This window comes from Bacillus sp. 0102A, assembly GCF_036765155.1.
In the GTDB taxonomy this organism is placed as follows: Bacteria; Bacillota; Bacilli; order Bacillales; family Bacillaceae; genus Bacillus; species Bacillus subtilis_G.
This window is the reverse complement of record NZ_JBAIZW010000003.1, coordinates 287,442-304,967: the sequence shown is the minus strand read 5'-3', so window position 1 is coordinate 304,967 and position 17,526 is coordinate 287,442. Positions and strand designations below refer to the sequence as shown.

21 protein-coding genes are annotated in these 17,526 nt (G+C 41.8%); all 21 read right to left on the bottom strand.

Annotated features, from left to right (window positions below):
* Positions 1 to 69: 69 nt before the first annotated feature.
* The 21 genes from prfB to V6D41_RS09650 all read right to left on the bottom strand — a co-directional run bounded on the left by prfB (position 70) and on the right by V6D41_RS09650 (position 17,433).
* Positions 70 to 1,171, bottom strand: a protein-coding gene (gene prfB / locus V6D41_RS09750; protein ID WP_141113398.1) for a peptide chain release factor 2 whose coding sequence is annotated in 2 segments (ribosomal slippage) — positions 70 to 1,098 and positions 1,100 to 1,171 — 1,101 coding nt in all. Because the reading frame shifts where the segments join, the coding sequence is not laid out codon by codon here.
* A gap of 67 nt (positions 1,172 to 1,238) precedes the next feature.
* Positions 1,239 to 3,764: a preprotein translocase subunit SecA gene (gene secA, locus V6D41_RS09745; RefSeq protein ID WP_087991543.1), complete on the bottom strand. Its 2,526-nt coding sequence runs from the start codon at positions 3,762 to 3,764 to the stop codon at positions 1,239 to 1,241.
* Between the two features lie 168 nt (positions 3,765 to 3,932).
* Positions 3,933 to 4,502, bottom strand: a complete 570-nt coding sequence (gene hpf / locus V6D41_RS09740; RefSeq protein ID WP_333518056.1) for a ribosome hibernation promotion factor — start codon at positions 4,500 to 4,502, stop codon at positions 3,933 to 3,935.
* Between the two features lie 190 nt (positions 4,503 to 4,692).
* Positions 4,693 to 5,070: a hypothetical protein gene (locus V6D41_RS09735; protein ID WP_010328762.1), complete on the bottom strand. Its 378-nt coding sequence runs from the start codon at positions 5,068 to 5,070 to the stop codon at positions 4,693 to 4,695.
* Positions 5,071 to 5,079: 9 nt separating this feature from the next.
* A complete protein-coding gene (locus V6D41_RS09730; protein WP_333518055.1) occupies positions 5,080 to 5,421 on the bottom strand; it encodes a flagellar protein FliT in 342 nt (113 codons plus the stop codon).
* Positions 5,418 to 5,819 carry a flagellar export chaperone FliS gene (gene fliS / locus V6D41_RS09725; protein WP_087991547.1) on the bottom strand — a complete coding sequence of 134 codons (402 nt, stop codon included), beginning with the start codon at positions 5,817 to 5,819 and terminating at the stop codon, positions 5,418 to 5,420. The genes V6D41_RS09730 and fliS overlap by 4 nt, the downstream gene beginning before the upstream one ends.
* 21 nt (positions 5,820 to 5,840) lie before the next feature.
* On the bottom strand, positions 5,841 to 7,337 hold the full coding sequence (locus tag V6D41_RS09720) for a flagellar hook-associated protein 2 (RefSeq protein WP_333518054.1): 1,497 nt from the start codon (positions 7,335 to 7,337) through the stop codon (positions 5,841 to 5,843).
* A 16-nt stretch (positions 7,338 to 7,353) separates the two neighbouring features.
* A complete protein-coding gene (gene flaG / locus V6D41_RS09715) occupies positions 7,354 to 7,683 on the bottom strand; it encodes a flagellar protein FlaG (RefSeq protein WP_010328766.1) in 330 nt (109 codons plus the stop codon).
* A gap of 231 nt (positions 7,684 to 7,914) precedes the next feature.
* Entirely contained in the window at positions 7,915 to 8,829 is a 915-nt protein-coding gene (gene hag / locus V6D41_RS09710) for a flagellin Hag (protein WP_010328767.1), read from the bottom strand.
* Positions 8,830 to 8,973: 144 nt separating this feature from the next.
* A complete protein-coding gene (gene csrA, locus V6D41_RS09705) occupies positions 8,974 to 9,198 on the bottom strand; it encodes a carbon storage regulator CsrA (protein WP_333518053.1) in 225 nt (74 codons plus the stop codon).
* Positions 9,192 to 9,623, bottom strand: coding sequence for a flagellar assembly protein FliW (gene fliW, locus V6D41_RS09700; protein ID WP_148962632.1), 432 nt, complete (start codon positions 9,621 to 9,623; stop codon positions 9,192 to 9,194). Before fliW ends, csrA begins: the two co-directional genes overlap by 7 nt.
* A gap of 20 nt (positions 9,624 to 9,643) precedes the next feature.
* Positions 9,644 to 10,219: a DUF6470 family protein gene (locus V6D41_RS09695; protein WP_333518052.1), complete on the bottom strand. Its 576-nt coding sequence runs from the start codon at positions 10,217 to 10,219 to the stop codon at positions 9,644 to 9,646.
* Between the two features lie 46 nt (positions 10,220 to 10,265).
* A complete protein-coding gene (flgL, locus tag V6D41_RS09690) occupies positions 10,266 to 11,162 on the bottom strand; it encodes a flagellar hook-associated protein FlgL (protein ID WP_333518051.1) in 897 nt (298 codons plus the stop codon).
* A 9-nt stretch (positions 11,163 to 11,171) separates the two neighbouring features.
* Positions 11,172 to 12,695 carry a flagellar hook-associated protein FlgK gene (flgK, locus tag V6D41_RS09685; RefSeq protein ID WP_333518050.1) on the bottom strand — a complete coding sequence of 508 codons (1,524 nt, stop codon included), beginning with the start codon at positions 12,693 to 12,695 and terminating at the stop codon, positions 11,172 to 11,174.
* Positions 12,696 to 12,713: 18 nt separating this feature from the next.
* Entirely contained in the window at positions 12,714 to 13,196 is a 483-nt protein-coding gene (flgN, locus tag V6D41_RS09680; protein ID WP_010328773.1) for a flagellar protein FlgN, read from the bottom strand.
* 14 nt (positions 13,197 to 13,210) lie between these two features.
* The gene (gene flgM / locus V6D41_RS09675; protein WP_333518049.1) at positions 13,211 to 13,477 is read right to left on the bottom strand and encodes a flagellar biosynthesis anti-sigma factor FlgM; all 267 of its coding nucleotides are present in this window, start codon (positions 13,475 to 13,477) and stop codon (positions 13,211 to 13,213) included.
* Positions 13,478 to 13,556: 79 nt separating this feature from the next.
* Positions 13,557 to 13,976: a TIGR03826 family flagellar region protein gene (locus V6D41_RS09670; RefSeq protein WP_148962628.1), complete on the bottom strand. Its 420-nt coding sequence runs from the start codon at positions 13,974 to 13,976 to the stop codon at positions 13,557 to 13,559.
* Between the two features lie 70 nt (positions 13,977 to 14,046).
* Complete coding sequence (locus V6D41_RS09665) at positions 14,047 to 14,769, bottom strand: phosphoribosyltransferase family protein (RefSeq protein WP_333518048.1); 723 nt, start codon at positions 14,767 to 14,769, stop codon at positions 14,047 to 14,049.
* The gene (locus V6D41_RS09660) at positions 14,733 to 15,029 is read right to left on the bottom strand and encodes a late competence development ComFB family protein (RefSeq protein WP_148962626.1); all 297 of its coding nucleotides are present in this window, start codon (positions 15,027 to 15,029) and stop codon (positions 14,733 to 14,735) included. Before V6D41_RS09660 ends, V6D41_RS09665 begins: the two co-directional genes overlap by 37 nt.
* Positions 15,030 to 15,088: 59 nt before the next feature.
* Entirely contained in the window at positions 15,089 to 16,480 is a 1,392-nt protein-coding gene (gene comFA, locus V6D41_RS09655) for an ATP-dependent helicase ComFA (protein WP_333518171.1), read from the bottom strand.
* 107 nt (positions 16,481 to 16,587) lie between these two features.
* On the bottom strand, positions 16,588 to 17,433 hold the full coding sequence (locus tag V6D41_RS09650) for a DegV family protein (protein ID WP_333518047.1): 846 nt from the start codon (positions 17,431 to 17,433) through the stop codon (positions 16,588 to 16,590).
* Between the last annotated feature and the right edge of the window lie 93 nt (positions 17,434 to 17,526).

Sequence of the window (17,526 nt, the reverse complement as noted above, 5' to 3'; positions counted from 1 at the left end):
GCATCAGTGGAATCAAGGATATAAAAGAATGAAAAAACACACCTGCGTACATCAGGTGTGTTTTTCTGCTTATGAAAGCTTAGAACGCAGGTAGGCATCAATAAATGTGTCAATGTCTCCGTCCATTACCGCTTGAACGTTCCCCATTTCTGTATTGGTGCGATGGTCTTTTACCATAGAATACGGATGGAATACGTAAGAGCGGATTTGGCTGCCCCAGCCGATTTCTTTTTGTTCACCGCGAATTTCATCCAACTCTGCCTGCTGTTCTTCAATTCTGCGCTGATACAGCTTGGCCTTCAGCATCTTCATGGCTCTTTCACGGTTTTTAATTTGTGAGCGCTCCGTTTGGCACGTCACAACCACATTCGTCGGCAAGTGAGTAATCCGAACGGCTGAATCGGTCGTATTGACGTGCTGTCCGCCCGCTCCGCTTGCGCGATACGTATCAACTTTAATATCCTCCGTACGGATATCAATATCGATCTCATCGTTAAATTCAGGCATGATTTCACATGAAACGAAAGACGTGTGGCGGCGGCCTGATGAATCAAACGGCGAAATCCGCACGAGACGATGGACGCCTTTTTCTGCTTTGAGATAACCGTAAGCGTTGTGTCCTTTAATCAGTAATGTGACTGATTTAATTCCCGCCTCATCACCTGGAAGGTAATCGAGCGTTTCCACCTTAAAGCCGCGGCGTTCTCCCCATCTGGTATACATTCTAAGAAGCATAGAGCCCCAGTCCTGTGACTCTGTACCGCCAGCACCAGGGTGCAATTCTAAAATCGCGTTATTTTTATCATACGGCTCACTGAGAAGAAGCTGAAGCTCAAACTCATTGAACTCTTTTGTTAATGATTTTAGTTCTTTTTCAAGCTCAAGGTGCAGGTCTGGATCCGGCTCTTCTTTCAAAAGATCATGAGTCATTTGCAATTCCTCATGGGAGTCACTCAATTTTTTATATGAATTGACATAATCCTTTAAACCGTTTGCTTCATTTATGACAGTTTGGGCTTTCTGCTGATCATTCCAGAATTCCGGATCAGACATCTGTTCATCTAGCTCAGCAATGCGGTCCTCCTTTGATTCGAGGTCAAAGAGACCCCCTAAAGTCCGCTAAACGAGAAGCCATATTTTCGAGTTCTGCTCTGATTTCTGATAATTCCATTCCATTCACCTCATTAAAAGATCCGCAGGCGCCTGCTGGCGCCGCGGTCTAACCTTGCCCGAACGAACTATTCAGCCCGGCCGCAGCAATTTTTATATTTTTTTCCGCTTCCGCAGTGGCATGGGGCATTTCGGCCGATATCAACCACTTTGCGAACCGGTGCTTTTTTTGCTTTTTTGTTATCGTCGCCTTCTTGCTGCTGATGAGCCGTTGTCTGGCCCTGTACAACCTCTTCACGCTCCAGATTGTTTTCAATCTCAGCTTTCATCACAAATTTTGCGACCTCGTCCTCGATCGATTCAATCATATGCTCAAACATCGCAAAGCCTTCCATTTGATACTCACGAAGCGGATTTGTCTGCGCATAAGCTCGAAGGTGAATCCCTTGGCGAAGCTGATCCATTGCGTCGATGTGATCCATCCATTTTGAATCAACGGCGCGAAGGACGATGACTTTTTCGAATTCACGCATTTGCTCTTCGCCGAATTTCTCTTCTTTTTCATTATATTTGGTCATGATGCGATCCATAATGAGCTCATGCATTTCATCCGGCTCTTTCCCGAAGATATCGCTCTTCTCTAGCTTGCCTTCATCAAGATAAGTCGTGTTGACAAGCTCAACAAGACCGTCAAGCTTCCACTCCTCAGGAAGCTCTTCTCTTGGCGTATAGGCTGCAATTGCACGTTCGAGAGAAGACTTGATCATATTCTCAACGATTTCACGCAGGTTTTCAGAGTCAATGACTTCAAAGCGTTGCTTATAAATGACCTCACGCTGCTGGCGGAGAACGTCATCATATTGCAGGAGCTGTTTACGTGAATCGAAGTTATTGCCTTCGACGCGTTTTTGTGACGATTCAACCGCGCGGGATACCATTTTACTTTGAATTGGAGTAGAGTCGTCCATGCCGAAACGGTCAAGCATCGCCATTGTCCGCTCAGCTCCGAATCTGCGCATCAATTCATCTTCCATAGAAAGATAAAATTGGGTAATCCCCGGGTCTCCCTGACGTCCAGAACGCCCTCGCAGCTGATTGTCAATCCGGCGTGATTCATGTCGTTCCGTTCCGACAACAGCAAGACCGCCAAGCTCTTTTACGCCTTCGCCAAGCTTAATGTCCGTTCCGCGTCCCGCCATGTTTGTCGCAATTGTAATTGCTCCTTTTTGGCCGGCCTCTTCAATAATCTGCGCTTCACGTTCATGGTTTTTGGCGTTTAACACTTGATGCGGAATTCCTTTGTTTTTGAGCAGCTTAGAAATCAGTTCAGACGTTTCAACCGCAACCGTACCGACAAGAACAGGCTGTCCCGTCATGTAACGCTGTGCGACATCCTCCGCAACCGCCTTAAACTTTCCTTCCATCGAACGGTAAATTAAATCCGGACGGTCGTCACGGACAACAGGCTTGTTAGTAGGGATCGTGACAACCTGCATGTTATATATGTTGCGGAATTCTTCTTCCTCTGTCTTAGCCGTACCTGTCATACCGGCAAGCTTCTCATACATCCGGAAGTAGTTTTGGAACGTAATTGTCGCCAAGGTCATGCTTTCGTTCTGAATTTCAAGCCCTTCCTTCGCTTCAATCGCTTGGTGAAGACCTTCGCTGTAGCGGCGGCCTTTCATCAGGCGCCCCGTAAACGAATCAACAATAACAACCTGATCGTCTTCCACAACGTAGTCAACGTCCTTCTGCATCGCAGCGTGTGCTTTTAGGGACTGGTTGATATGGTGGTTGAGCGCGACATGTTTCACATCAAACAGGTTATCAATGCCGAACGCTTTTTCCGCCTTCGTCATTCCTTCCTCAGTCAGCTGTACACCTTTTGTTTTGATATCATACGTATAATCCTTCTCTGCTTTTAACGTGCGGACAAAAGCATTTGCCTGTACGTACAGCTTAGTGGATTTTGCAGCTTGTCCAGAAATGATAAGCGGCGTTCTCGCTTCATCAATTAAAATAGAGTCAACTTCATCTATTACCGCAAAATGAAGCGGGCGCTGAACCATCTGCTCTTTATAAAGAACCATATTGTCACGCAAATAGTCGAAGCCAAGCTCGTTGTTTGTGGAGTAAGTAATGTCTGCGGCATAAGCTTCCCGCTTTTCGTCTTTTGACAATGAGTTTAAATTCAATCCGACGGTCAAACCGAGAAACTCGAAAATTTCCCCCATTTGCTCAGCATCACGGCTCGCCAAGTATTCGTTGACAGTCACGATATGCACGCCTTTACCTGTTAACGCATTTAAATAAACAGGCAGAGTAGACGTTAACGTTTTCCCTTCCCCTGTTTTCATTTCCGCGATATTTCCGTCATGAAGCGCCACGCCCCCCATGAGCTGGACTTTGAACGGAAACATGCCGGTTACGCGGCGCGAAGCTTCCCGAACAACGGCAAATGCTTCAACAAGAAGATCATCGGTTGTCGCCCCTTTTTCAAGGCGCTCTTTAAATTCAATCGTTTTATGTTTCAGATCATCGTCAGAGAGATTTTCATAGTCTCCGCGAATCGCATCAATATCGTTAGCTACTTTTTCGTATCTATTCAGCGTACGTTTTGTTGGATCAAACATTTTATTTAAAATCCCAAGCATTTATAACGCTCCTCTATCTTCACATGCCTGATTTGCAGGCATGTATAAATAATTTACTAGCCCATGTATACCTCTCATTATCATATCATACCTTGTGTTATTTCCAAAGAATTTGCAAATAAGAAAAAGCAAAAACCTTCCGTGTAGATCACGGAAGGCTGCGCTTCATTATTCAGTCGGTTCAATCAAGCCATATTTCCCATCATTTCTGCGGTATACGACATTTGTAAGGTTTGTTTCTGCATTGGTGAAAACAAAGAAATTATGGCCGAGCATATTCATTTGCAAGATCGCTTCTTCACTATCCATCGGCTTTAAATTAAAGCGTTTCTGACGGACAATGTCCAAGCTATCCTCATCTTCTATTTCATCCTGAACCGCAATATCTGTATCAGAACCGAGACCATTCGCTAATAGATATTTCGGAGGGCCCTGCTCACGGAATTTGCGGTTTACTTTCGTTTTATGCTTACGGATTTGACGTTCCAGTTTGTTTGTTGCGAGATCAATTGCGTTGTACATATCCTCGTTATGCACCTCGGACCGAAGCACCAGATCTGTCATCGGAATTGTAACCTCAACTTTAGACTCCTTGTCATTGTAAAACTTCAAGTTGACGTTCACATCGGCATTCACGTTATGGTCAAAATAACGCTCCAGCTTGCCGATCTTCTTCTCGACATGATCCTTCAACGCGGGTGTCACTTCAATATTTTCTCCTCTGATGTTATAGTTCATCAAAGAACGCCTCCCTTTTATTAAGGATATGTATCTATTTCTCCTTTACCCTTCACAATTCCTGCTGAAACGTAAACTTTTTGTGAAAATTCAGTGAACTTTGTCGAATTGTGTTTTATATGCTGTTGTTATTGGCGGTTCGGAGGTATATGTATATGCTGATTGTAAGAAACAAATACCTCACCCTCGCCTAATTGATTACAAAGGGCTCCATACATTGATGAATGGACAGCATCCATTGTCTATAGTGAATCAGAAAATGTTCTTTTAAATACTCGAAAAACTCATGAGAGGGAAAAGAGAAAGAAACCAATTGATCAAACTCCGCAAAAATTTCGTCAAATGCTTTAATACTACATTCAGCACATCCCGTATTCATAATAAAAAGAAGGGTTGAATGTGATGAATCCAAATAAAAAAAGGCTTGGATCAGATCTTGGTAGATCCGATCCCCTTCTGTTTTTGATAAATTTTGTTCAGCCTCTATCAAATAACACAGCCCTTCTTCAATGGTAAAAAGAAGATGATAATAAGCTGATAAAAGCGTATAATCTTCAATGCTCTTCACGGCACTCACCTATTTACGCTTGTCATAATATCTGCCGTCTATCGTGATGTTGTTATAAGGATTTAAATACGTCGTATGCATCGTCCGTTTTCTTTTCACTTGCTGCAGCTCGTCTGCGATCGACTGCTTCAGTCTTTCCATTTCCTTCACAATAAGCTGATCCCATGTCAGGACAAGCCTCATCTGCTTTTTTTCCTCTTCTGAAAGCGGCAGAGATATCTTCTGAATAAGTTCAGACCGTTTAGCCACAAAGTTTTCAATCTGCGCTAAAAGTTCATCGCTTTCGGGCGTATCTTGTATGTGCGACAGCATACTATTCGTCTCAATGTATAGTTGATCTATGTTATTCATGCCATCCCGCCTGATCCGTGCCGATCCTTCCGTTCAGTTTGAATGGCTTGTTTCCATGCATCGCGAAAATCTGTTACATAGCCCTCAACCTCAGCCAGCATGCTCGTATCACTTTTGATATTTGCCTGCACCAATCTTCGATACATATAGTCGTACATCGCGCCCATGGAATTGGAAAGCTCGATGTTACGGTTCAGTGTGAAATTTAATTCCTGTATGATATTTTGCGCTTTAATCAGATTCTCATTTTTACGTTCCATATCATCATTCTCGATAGCCTGGGATGCAAGTCTTATAAATTTCAAACAGCCATTATACAGCATTAGCGTCAGTTCACCGGGTGTAGCGGTATTCACTGAATTTTGCTGATAAGCTGTATAAGGATTTTGGATCGCCATGTGTCATCCTCCAAATTACTTTTATTGTACAAGAAGCTGTGATAAATAGGACGCTTGTTCATTCATTTTTTGAATCGCAGAATCCATTGCACTAAATTTTTTATAGTAGCGGGTTTCAATGGTATTCAATCGGTCCTGCATTTTAATAATATTCGTGCTGATTGTATTTAAATTTTTACCGATTGAGTAGTCAGTGGTGCCCATTGTCGAGTTGCCGGCTTTTGCTTCAATGCTTTTCACTGTGCTTTTCAGTGTGTCACCGATACGTTTCATAATTCCTTTTTCACTATAAGGGCTGCTGTTCGTCCCGTTTGTAAATAAAGCGGCAACACTTTGCGGATCTTCTTGTATTTTTGCCTTTAGTTTTTTTTCATCAATCTCTAAATGTCCCCGCAATTGATAAGTGCTTGAAGTGGTGATGCCAAACTCAGTCAATTGATGCGTTTTTCCATCAGCCGTTACTTGAGAATAAAAATCGGTTCTCATTTGGTTCGTACCCGTGCTTATACTGGTATCATTTCTCAATAAACCGCTTTTTGCCTTCTCTTCCCAGAGTTCTACCTCTTTATCGGACATTGCTTCTTTTTGTTCACTCGTCAACGGAGTATAGTCTCTGTATTTTTCTTCGTGCAGCTTTTCATTCAAGCTGTCAACCAATTCATTGTATTTATCTACAAACTCCTTAATCTGGTTATAAATTCCGTCAACATCAGTAGAAACAGATGTAGTAACAGGGCCTGTGGTTGCCGTTGTATTTTTGAGCGAGTAGGTAACTCCGTTAACCGTAAAGTTGTTTGACAGCTTCTCCATTTCAAAACCATCGATTGTGACTTTTGCGTTTGTTCCTTCTTTGTATGCAATGAGCTTATTATCAGCGTCTAAAGAAAAACCAAGCTGGCCGGACATAAAGTCGGCTGTAGCTGAGTCTGCTGCCTGTATGCTGCTTCCTGCGCCTGTTGCTTTAGAAGAAAACGCAATCGTTTCTACATACTCGGTACCATTCCAAATTTTATCTTTAAAGGCTGATACTCCAAGATCAGATTTGTTAATTTTAGATATCACATTATCAATCGTATCAGCACTCGTCACACTGATGTTGACGGTTTTTGCCGTTGTTTCGCCAGGCGCAACAACATTAAATGCCAAATTATAGTCACCTTGAGTGTATCCCGCATAATTATCGGCCTTATACGTTGCTGAAGTTGCCAAGCTCGCTACTTCAACAGTAGAAGACGCATTTGGCGCAGTTGAACTTCCTGTAGCAGTTAACACAGACTCATTGGAGCTTGTCACAGTTTTGCTCTGATACGTACTCGGATATGTCAGCGTATTTTTAGACATATAATCTTGCAATTCTTTTATTTTAGTATTTACTTCCCGGTAGCTGTCACGCTGCCATTCAAGCGTTTGCTTTTTTTGCGTCAGCCTGTCAAGCGGCGCTCTTTCTGTCTGCATCAGCTTTGAGACGATATCATCTATATCCATTCCTGACGCCAAACCTGTTATTCTCATGACCATTTCAAACACTCCTCATCTACTTTTTTTCATCTACAAACAACCCAAGAAATTCAGTCATAGCCGCATAAAAATCAAGCCACTGTTTTGGCGGAATTTCGCGGATGACTTCATTTGTAGAGTCCTCTATTACCTTTACATAGTATTCATTTAACTCTTCGTGAAGCTCAAACTTCAGGTGAACTTGCGAAGGTTCCAAAAGCTTGTTCATTTCCCCTACCATTTCAGAGAGATTGGTATATGAAACTTGCTGAACAGGAACCTCACTCTCATGATCTTTTTGATTATGTATTTGAGTATCATAACGATCCCAAACAGGTTGTAACGTAGTGAGCCTTTCAATGTTCAATTGATCATCCCCTATGTCCCAATCTACCGTTTATATCGACTGAGTAGAGAGAAGATTACACATATTTTTGGAAAAAAACTCATCCGTTTTAGATTTCTTATTTAGATATACTTTTATCAAGTTAGCGGAGAATCCGATTATTATATCATGAGTTAGCGATATATAGCAGGGGAATCATTCGGAGTTAAACATATAAAAAAAGGACCCGGCAATGCCAAGGTCCTTTTAAAATTAACGTAATAATTGAAGTACGTTTTGCGGCTGTTGGTTCGCTTGAGCAAGCATTGCTTGAGAAGCTTGAGAAAGAATGTTGTTCTTTGTGAACTCGCTCATTTCTTTCGCCATGTCAACGTCACGGATACGAGACTCAGCAGCTGTCAAGTTTTCACCAGAAGCGCTCAAGTTGTTGATTGTGTGCTCAAGACGGTTTTGTACCGCACCTAATTCAGAGCGTTGTTTTGAAACTGTATTGATCGCATCATCAACAATTTTTAACTGAGCATTGAATCCTACAGTTGCAACAGTAGCATCGTTAGTAGCAAATTGAGTTACATCAATGTCAGAAACTGCTTCTCCTGCTACAAGAGCACCTGTACCATCTACAGCACCGATAGCTGTAGCAGCCATGCTTTCGATATTAACAGAAAGCTGTTGTCCTCCGTTAGCACCAATTTGGAAAGTTAGTTTATTTCCGCTTGCAGAGCTGAAATCTCCGTTAAGAAGACTTTTTCCGTTAAACTCGGTACGGTCAGAGATACCGTTAGCGTTAGTTCCTCCACCAATTTCCTCAACTAGAGAGTCAATTTCGTCTTGGATCGCTTGAAGATCAGTACCATCTTGAGTACCTGTGTTTCCTGCTTGAACAACTAGTTCACGAACACGTTGAAGGATTGAGTGAGTTTCAGTTAATGCACCCTCAGCTGTTTGGATAAGAGAGATTCCGTCTTGAGAGTTTTTAGAAGCCATTTCTAAACCTCTGATTTGTCCTCTCATTTTTTCAGAGATCGCAAGACCTGCTGCGTCATCTCCAGCACGGTTAATACGAAGACCTGAAGAAAGTTTCTCCATGTTCTTTTGGCTCGCACCGTTGTTTGAAGACAAACGGTTCAGTGTGTTAAGCGCTGCGATATTGTGGTTAATTCTCATTGTTTTGTTCCTCCCTGAATATGTTGTTAAGGCACGTCCTTGTGCCTCATTTTTTATAACTGGGGAAGTTTTTTGCGTCTCCTCCCGGCTACATCTTTTATATCGGATTATCTCTGATTTTGTTAATAGAAAAATAAAAAATCCTCACTTTTTTTGTGAGGATAATGCGGAGATGACATCGCTGGATAACGCTGCCGCACGGTTGTTTTCTTCCTGAATGGTCAAATATATTTCTTTTCTATGAATATCAATATGCTTCGGGGCGTCAATTCCAAGTTTCACTTGATCACCTTCAATCGAAATAACTTTCACTTCAATATCAGCACCTATTTGAATGGCTTCGTTTATTTTCCGCGATAAAACTAGCATGATTGCCCTCCAATCGGATGCTTTGTCGTATATGAGGAGTCGTGTAAAACGACTTGCTTAGCCTTCATGTTCTTGCGATTCACAATAATGGGAGCCAATAAATTGGCAGTCGATTTTTCGAACGGCTCAGCCATGGTCAATATGGTCATGACTTCCACGTCTTCAATGTTATCAATAGCCAAAAGTTCGGCGGTTGATGCATCAAGGTCAAATTCATAGTTCTTAAAAAAGATGAACGGACTGACAACGATGAACGCAAGATTTTCTGAAATGACGGACTGCAGCGCCACGAATGGAGAGTCTTCTGACAGCGGAAGAATAACGAACTGTTTTTCTTCTAAAAAGCCTGGAATCCCGCTTTCAAAAAGAATAATTTGTTCTTCTTTTACGTTCATTTGGCCATGGTACTTCGTTTGAATGATCATTGTTCACGATCCTTTTCTGTTTACTTTTCGGATGATTCTTTCGGGTATTCTACATCTATTTTTAAATCAGGGTATTGCAGCATGTCAACCTTAACGTTCCCCGGCGTATAATCCACAATTGGCTTATTCGGTTCAGCCTGAATGACAGGCTTTTGCGGCGTAATCTGAATATCAAGCTGTGACGGGGTATATTGTATTTTCACTCTTGAAAGAGACGGGGCATAATGTTCGCCTAATTGAATTTGTTGCATTTCAGAGTTCCTCTTTGCTTGTAAAGCAATTGGGTTCCCTTTGTTTTCAATCCTCATAAGCTCGTCTCCTTCTTGTGCGGTACGAGCTATCCCCGCCGTTACATCTTCATGCCCTTGTTGGGCGGCTTCTTCAATTCTTTTGAAAATATGTTTTCTGTCTAATTCTTCCCATGCTTGTGTTTGGTCAATCGTTAATTTTCCAGGTGTCACCGATATTTCCATTTCCGCGCTCGGCTGTTCAATTTTGAGATCGGCTTGCGGCTGCTCCATTTTTAAGGTGGCGGGCGTCGTCGTTAAACCAATTTTCCCTTGAACACTGTGCATAATCAATCTGGGAATTTGCATCACTCTACCTCCTAAACTATAAAAAAAGCGAACTCCTGAGAGCCGCTTACTTTAAAAAGTCAATCAATGTAGGCTGAACAATTTGCGCATTTACAGCAAGGGTAGCCCTATGCACACTTTGCTGCGCAATAAATTCTGTTATTACGTTTTCCAGTTCTACATCTTCATTATCAGACAACACTTTTGTAGATGTTTCTTCTTGAGCTGAAAGCCTAGTATTAATCAGTTCAAGACGATTGTATCTTGCTCCAAGATCAGAACGTTCAGAGCTCATGCCATTAGAAAATTGATCAATATCATCTAAAACGCTGTCCATGCCATCGAGTGAACCTGAACTAAGTGCTTGCTCAAATGAGTCAAGCATTTCAAATACATTTTGTCCGCTTTCTGAAGTGCCCCCAAAAGCTGACTTTGGATCTGAATTCACTTTTAAATTCATATTATTTGATATATTGACCACAACATCAGCAGTATCGGAAATGGTATAAGTTCCGTCTCCGTTATCAGTAACCGGTGGCTTGTCTGAATTTGTTCCGTTAAAGATATATCTGCCGTTAACTTGTGTATTCGCAATTTTTAAAAGCTGTTCCTTTAACTGCTTTACTTCTACACCAATCGCTTGCCGCTCATCTTCACCATTTGTGTCATTTTTAGCCTGAATAGCTAAATCTTTGACTTTCGATAAAATGTCAATTCCTTCAGTAATGTTTGTTTCTGTGTTTTCCAGCCAGGTAAAAGCTTGAGAAGCATTACTTTGATATTGCTGAACCTGAGATAATTGCGTATGGTATTTTAAGCTCTTCATAGCTACGACAGGATCGTCAGAAGCTTTTGAGATTTTTTTCCCTGAAGAAATCTGTGATTGAAGTTTATCCAGCTTCGAGTAGCTTGAACCGATATATCTCAATGAGTTTTGCTGAATCATGCCTTGTGTTACTCTCATTTGATCTACCTACCTTCCTCCGACACCCATGCCATTGATCACTTTATCGAGTATTTCGTCTTGTAAAGTCACCATTCTCGCGGCAGCATTGTATGCGTGTTGGAATTGAATCATATTCGTCATTTCTTCGTCTAAAGAAACTGCGCTCATTTGCTGACGGTTGATGTCGGCGTCGTTAAGCTGTGTTTCAGTATTAGACGCGAGCCGATTAGCTTCTTGCGCTTTAATTCCAAGCTCGCCAATCAGTCCTGCATAGTAATCCAGCACACTTGTTTTTGTGCCATTAATAGTAATATCGCCAGTTAAAACATTCGCTAACTTTGTTGCATTTGCATTGTCATTGGCTGATCCAGTTAGTGAGAAAGCAATGTTCGCGCCTTTTGAATCTAATATGCTGTCAGCAATTTTAATCTTGCCTGCTGCTCCTTTTGCCGGCTCAGACTCACCTCCGGTAAAATCAAAAAAGTCCCCGCCTTGCTCGCCGCTTTTGGTTAAACCATTTCTGTGCACTTCATTGAAAGCTTTTGCGAATTCAAGCACCATATTATCAAGGTCAGAAAGCATATCCGGATATGCGCCCTTTTCTTCGCCGCCTGCTGTTACATATCCGTAAGACTCTATAAATCCTAAAAGGGATCCCTTACTGCTGAATGACTCAGCCTGTACAGCAGCGCCTCCGATTGAAATACTTGATACTAAACCCGTTTCATTATCATAATTGGCTGCAAGTTCTGAAACCTCATAATTCTTACCGTCCAAAACAGTTCCCAGCGACTGTTTATTTTTATCGAGGATTTCAATTGATACAGTTCCTTCAGCAGAAGCAAGTGCATTCCCGCCTGATTTGTTATAGCTGACTTTGATATCAACCATTGAGGATAATTTATCGATCAGCAAATCCCGCTGGTCATATAAACCATTCGGAAGAAGCCCGACCGGCTCCACTTGCGCAATTTGCTTATTTAAACTGTTTAATTGAGAAAGCAGAGAATTGACATCTAATACAGTAGTATCTAGCTCCGCTTTTAAGTTTGATTGGACATTTGTAAGTGATTCAGAAAGATAATTAAACGTTTCTGCTAAAGCTTTTCCTTTTTCAGCAACAACAGAACGCGCGCTGTCTTCGTTTGTATTGTTTGATAACTCCTGAAGGGAATTCCAAAACGAATTGAGCACACTGTTTAAGCCGCTTTCATCCGTCTCATTTAAGATGCCTTCCATTTGGGACAAAGCTTTGGCCTTAGTGTCGTAGTAACCGGCACTGTTGTTTTGAAGACGGTATTGGTAGTCAAGAAAGATATCTCTTATTCTCTCAACTGACTTGCCTTGAACACCCGTTCCCATTTGTCCCGCGGTTTTTTCTGCGTTTTTTGATACAGCAGGAAAATAGTCAGTTGCTTCCAATGAGACCCGCTGTCTTGTATAACCGTCTGTATTGGCATTTGCCACGTTATTTGCAGTAGTGCTTAACGCTGCCTGCTGAGCGCTTAACGCCCGCCTTGCAGTTTCAAGCCCCATAAAGGTAGATGTCATGTTCTGAATTCCTTTCTGCTAAGCTTTTGAATCAAATAGTTTCATTCGGCTGCTTTTCGGAAGCTCAGCTTTAATTGATTTGCTGTAATTGAAGTTATTTTCCTTAGGAACCAGCATATCGTACGAAATTGAAATGAATTGCAGCGCGTCTCTCGTCAGCTGCCTATTCATCTCATTCACTTCCTTCAGACGTCCGATAGCGTTAGAAAGAGACTCATATAGTTGTTCCAGCTCTTCCTTTTCACTGCCTGAAGTTTTGGCGATACATGCGGAAATGGTGTTGTTTTCACTGTATCCGAGAAAGGCGGAAGTTGCTTTGATCCGGTCATCTTCTGTCTGTCCGATTGCTTGTATATATTTTTGCTCTTTTGTCAAAATGTTAGAAAGCTCTTTTGTTTTGCCGGCCTTGAGCGCTTCCGTCTTTTCCTGAGACAGCGTGAGCAGGTGCTCATGCAGAACGCAAAGTCGCTTCAATTGGTCAATAATTGGCTTTGCTGACATGGGCTTTCTCCTTTTTATTGCTTTTTATAAAAATTAACAATATTTTTCGCTATATGATTTGCGTCCACTTTGTATGACCCATTTTCAATTTGCGCTTTAAGCTGCGCAATTTTTTCCTGGCGGGAACCAGTGACTGCATCAGATGCATTTTGCATTTCTTTAGCCTGTGATGAAATTTCAATTTTATCTTTAGGCTGTGCAGCAGTTTTTTGCATCGCTTGCTTTTCATAATTTTTTTGGTATGGATTAACGGATTGTGTTCCAAATTGATTGATTTTCATAGGATTCCTCTCGCTTTCCGTTGCAGTCTTTAAACAATCTAACCCTTTTATCGACTGCGGTTTCAGTTAGTTTAGGGAATCAGCTGTTTTTGGTATTATAGGCATAGTACGTGTCTTTTTTACTATTTTCCCTCTCGGTTTTCAGGGTATCCTCATGGTCCAAATGATCCATTTGAGCCTTTATATCTGACTGACAAGCCTTGCAGAATTTTCCTTCCCGAATCGATGTCCCGCACCTCTCACATGGGTATGCCAAATTAGGAAGATGAGTGATTTGAATCCGTTTCTGACTGATGAATTTTAATATCAGCTCTTCTTCTACACCTGTTTCCTCTGTTATGTGGTTCAAAGTTGATTGCCGGTTTTCCTGTTTCCTTAAAAACTTATATACAATCTCAAATGACTTTTCTTCTTCTTTAATACACGCCTGACATATGGTTTGCAGCTTTGTTTTTAAAAATAAAGCATTGCATTTTGGACAATTCGCCAGTTCTCCCATCTTTTTTTCTCCTTATCGATAATATATCTGTTAATTTCTAGTGATTATATCGGCATAAAAACAGAATCATTTAGCTTCTGATCAAGGTAAAAGATGCCACTGAACCGGCTTTTCCTTTCTCTAATAAACAGCGGGCTGCAAAATGCAAGGTAGCGCCTGTTGTATAAAGATCGTCTATTAAAATGATATTCATACCTTCAACTGAGTTATTTTTTGTATCAAAAATACGTTCTGAAAGAAGGCGTTCTTTTTTCTTTTTCTTAGACTGTTTCTCATTATTCAAGCGGATGAGGGCATGGCGGATAGGCTGGTCTAAGCATTCTGCGAGGAGCTGTGCCTGGTTAAATCCACGCTCTTTTTCCCGTTCCTTGCTCAACGGAATAGGAACGAGAACAACATGCTTATCGGGGTAAACCTCTGAGAAAGTTGAAGAGAAATCACTTTTAAACGCATTTATGATTTCTGCATCTCCTCGAAATTTAAAACGGGAGAGTGTTTCTTTCATCATATCATTATATGTGTAAACTGAACGGTTTTGGCGCAGCAGCAAGCTGTCACTGACCCTTGATTTCCACGCCTCGCAATCCCTGCATAGCGCACGAATGGATTGAGGCCTGCCGCACAGTGAGCAGATATGTCCTGTGATTTTCTTTAATTTGCTTGTGCAGGAATGACAGACCTTTTCGTCAGGCTTTAATAAAAAAAGAGCTCTCCATGTAACAGCTTGAGAAAATTGCGAATCGCATAATAGACAGATCAGTTTATGAATTCCTCCTCCTGCTTCGTTTGGCATAAATCGTTTGGACTTTCTGATACCACAGCAGCAGATTCAGCCAAAATCACAAGCATAGCCGTGTTTTTTTGTTTATCTACCAGCTCAGCTTTCGTATATGCGATCTTTTTAAGATCAGTGACATAGGATGGTCTTACTTGATTTAAAGAAAGTGCCAACACATCGTTTTTGCATACTTGGCAAGTACAGGTCATATGAAGCTGGTCCATATATCGGTCGAGCAGTTCTTTCATTACGATTTCTTTGGAATTGACAAGCATTTTTACAGCTCCTCATCATCGGTTATATGAGTATACTGTACCATGTTTTCAAATAATAACTAGTCTGTTCTTTCATTTTTTGCCGCCAAAGCATTCATTTCTTTTATATGCTTTTTTGCATCCAGCATGCTCTTTGTTTTTCCGTAGTGAAAGAAAATAACGTCGCCGTTCGCGTGTTCTTTATGCCGGCCGGTTCTTCCTGCGATTTGCACAAGTGCGCTTTCCGTAAAGATAGGCGATTCGGCCCCTAATATCCCTGTTTGTACCTTGGGGACAGTGACACCTCTTTCTAATATTGTTGTTGTGATTAAAAGATCAAACTGACCGTCTCTAAATTGCTTTACTTTTTCTTTTCTGTCCTTATCTTCCGCATGAACAGACGCTGTTCGGCAATGAACATCTTTAAAGCAGGCAGCTGCCTTTTCCAAAACAGAAACGGAGGGAACAAATAAAAACACAGACCTCCCTTCTTTCACATGAAACGCTATCCATCTTTTTACCGCTGGCGGAATTTTGTTTTGGTTTAATTTCTTTTTCCAATTTCCGCACCATAGAAAGCGCGGTTCTGGCAAAGGTTTCTGGTGGTGTCTTGCTGGAATGCGAACTGAATGCAGCTGTCCGTTCAGTGTTTTTCTTTTTAATTCTTTAGAGGGTGTTGCACTTAAATAAACAAAGGTGCTGTTTTTCTTTTTAGCTTTTTGAACAGCGAATTGAAGAGTTTGATCAGCGGAATACGGAAAAGCATCAACTTCATCAACGATGATAACATCGAACGCGTCTTTATATCGCAAAAGCTGATGTGTGGTGGAAATCATAAGCGGAGATAAACACCCTTTGTCCTCGCCGCCTCCGTAAAGTGCAGCAATGTCAGCGCCCTGAAAGGCGGCCTTGAGTCTCGGAGCAAGCTCTAATACAACATCGGTGCGGGGTGTTGCAATACATACTCGCAATCCTTCATTTAACGCTGATTCTATACCGGGGAATAACATCTCTGTTTTGCCAGCGCCGCAAACCGCCCAGATGAGAAGCTCTTCTTTTTTTGATATTGCTTCAATTAAGACATTGGCAGCTTTTTGCTGTCCGCTTGAGAGCTTGCCATTCCAAGTCAGCTTGATAGGCTTCCAATGGGATTCATCTTCCTTTTTCCATGAATATAAAAGCACATCCTCGCTCACTCTGCCCATCATGACACAGGAACGGCAATACAGCTGCTTCTTTCCAGATGAGTAATAAAAAGAAAAATACCGCTGATCATTTTGGCCGCACCTATTACACCTATACTCCCGTTTATTTTTGGATATAGAGTATTGAGCGCAGATATAGCCGTTCTTGATATGCCATTCAATCATCTCATCGGAGAAGGGGAGTTCAGTTCTGAGCAAATGACGGCCTTGGAGCGTCTGCTGTAATTCTTTTGAGAAAGTAATGTTCTTTTCATCTGGCACAACCAGCATAGCACCGCCTCCTTTCGAGACAGTATGCCTGAATGGAAATTTTCTGTCCAGCGGTGAAAATAAGAATATAAAAAAATCTCCGCTGCTAAAACGGAGATTTTACGTTATTGAAAACACCAGCAAATTCCCAGCGCGCCCTCACCCAAATGAGTGCCGATTACCGCGCCAAAATAACTGTTATAAAATTCAACATGAGGGTATTTCGCAGAAAGCTCTTCAATGATTTTCGCTGCTTCTTCTTCTCGATTAGCGTGAATAACCGCAGCACGCATAGGCAATCCTTTACTCGCATCTTCGTCTAAAAGCTCATAAATTCGTGAAATTGCTTTTTTACGTGTGCGAATCTTCTCAAAAGGCACAATGACCTCATTGTCAAAGTGAAGAATAGGCTTTACCTTTAGAAGACTCCCAATAAAGGCTTGGGCGCTGCTTAATCGTCCGCCCCGCTGAAGATGCGCTAAATCATCTACCATAAAATACGCCCGAACTGTCTTTTTCATTTCTTCCAGTTCTTTTATGATATCTTCCGGTGATGAGGCTCCATTTTTGATCAATTCAGCAGCTTTAAGAGCATAAAAGCCTTGAGCCAAACAGCTGATCTCTGAGTCAAATGGATACACTTTAACATTGTCAACCATTGCGTCTGCCGCTGCCGCACTGCTGAATGTTCCGCTGATCCCGCTGGAAAGATGGATGCTGATGACCGCATCATAAGACTTGCCAAGCTCTTCATACAAAGCAGCCAGTTCGCCGATTGGCGGCTGAGAAGTCGTCGGAAGCTCAGTATGTTTCTTTACTTCCTCGTAAAAGCTTTTCCAGTCCAATTCGATTTCTTCACGATAAGTTTCCTCCCCAAACACAACCTGGAGTGGGATCATATGTATTTGATGTTGTTCACGTATTTCTTTCGGGATATATGCTGTGCTGTCTGTTACGACTGCAATATTCATAGCTTCGATACCTGCCTTATTGCTTTATAACTCTATTGTAAGCGAAACGGCAGTCTAAAAAAAGACCTGCCTAATAAAAGGCAAGTCTCGTAT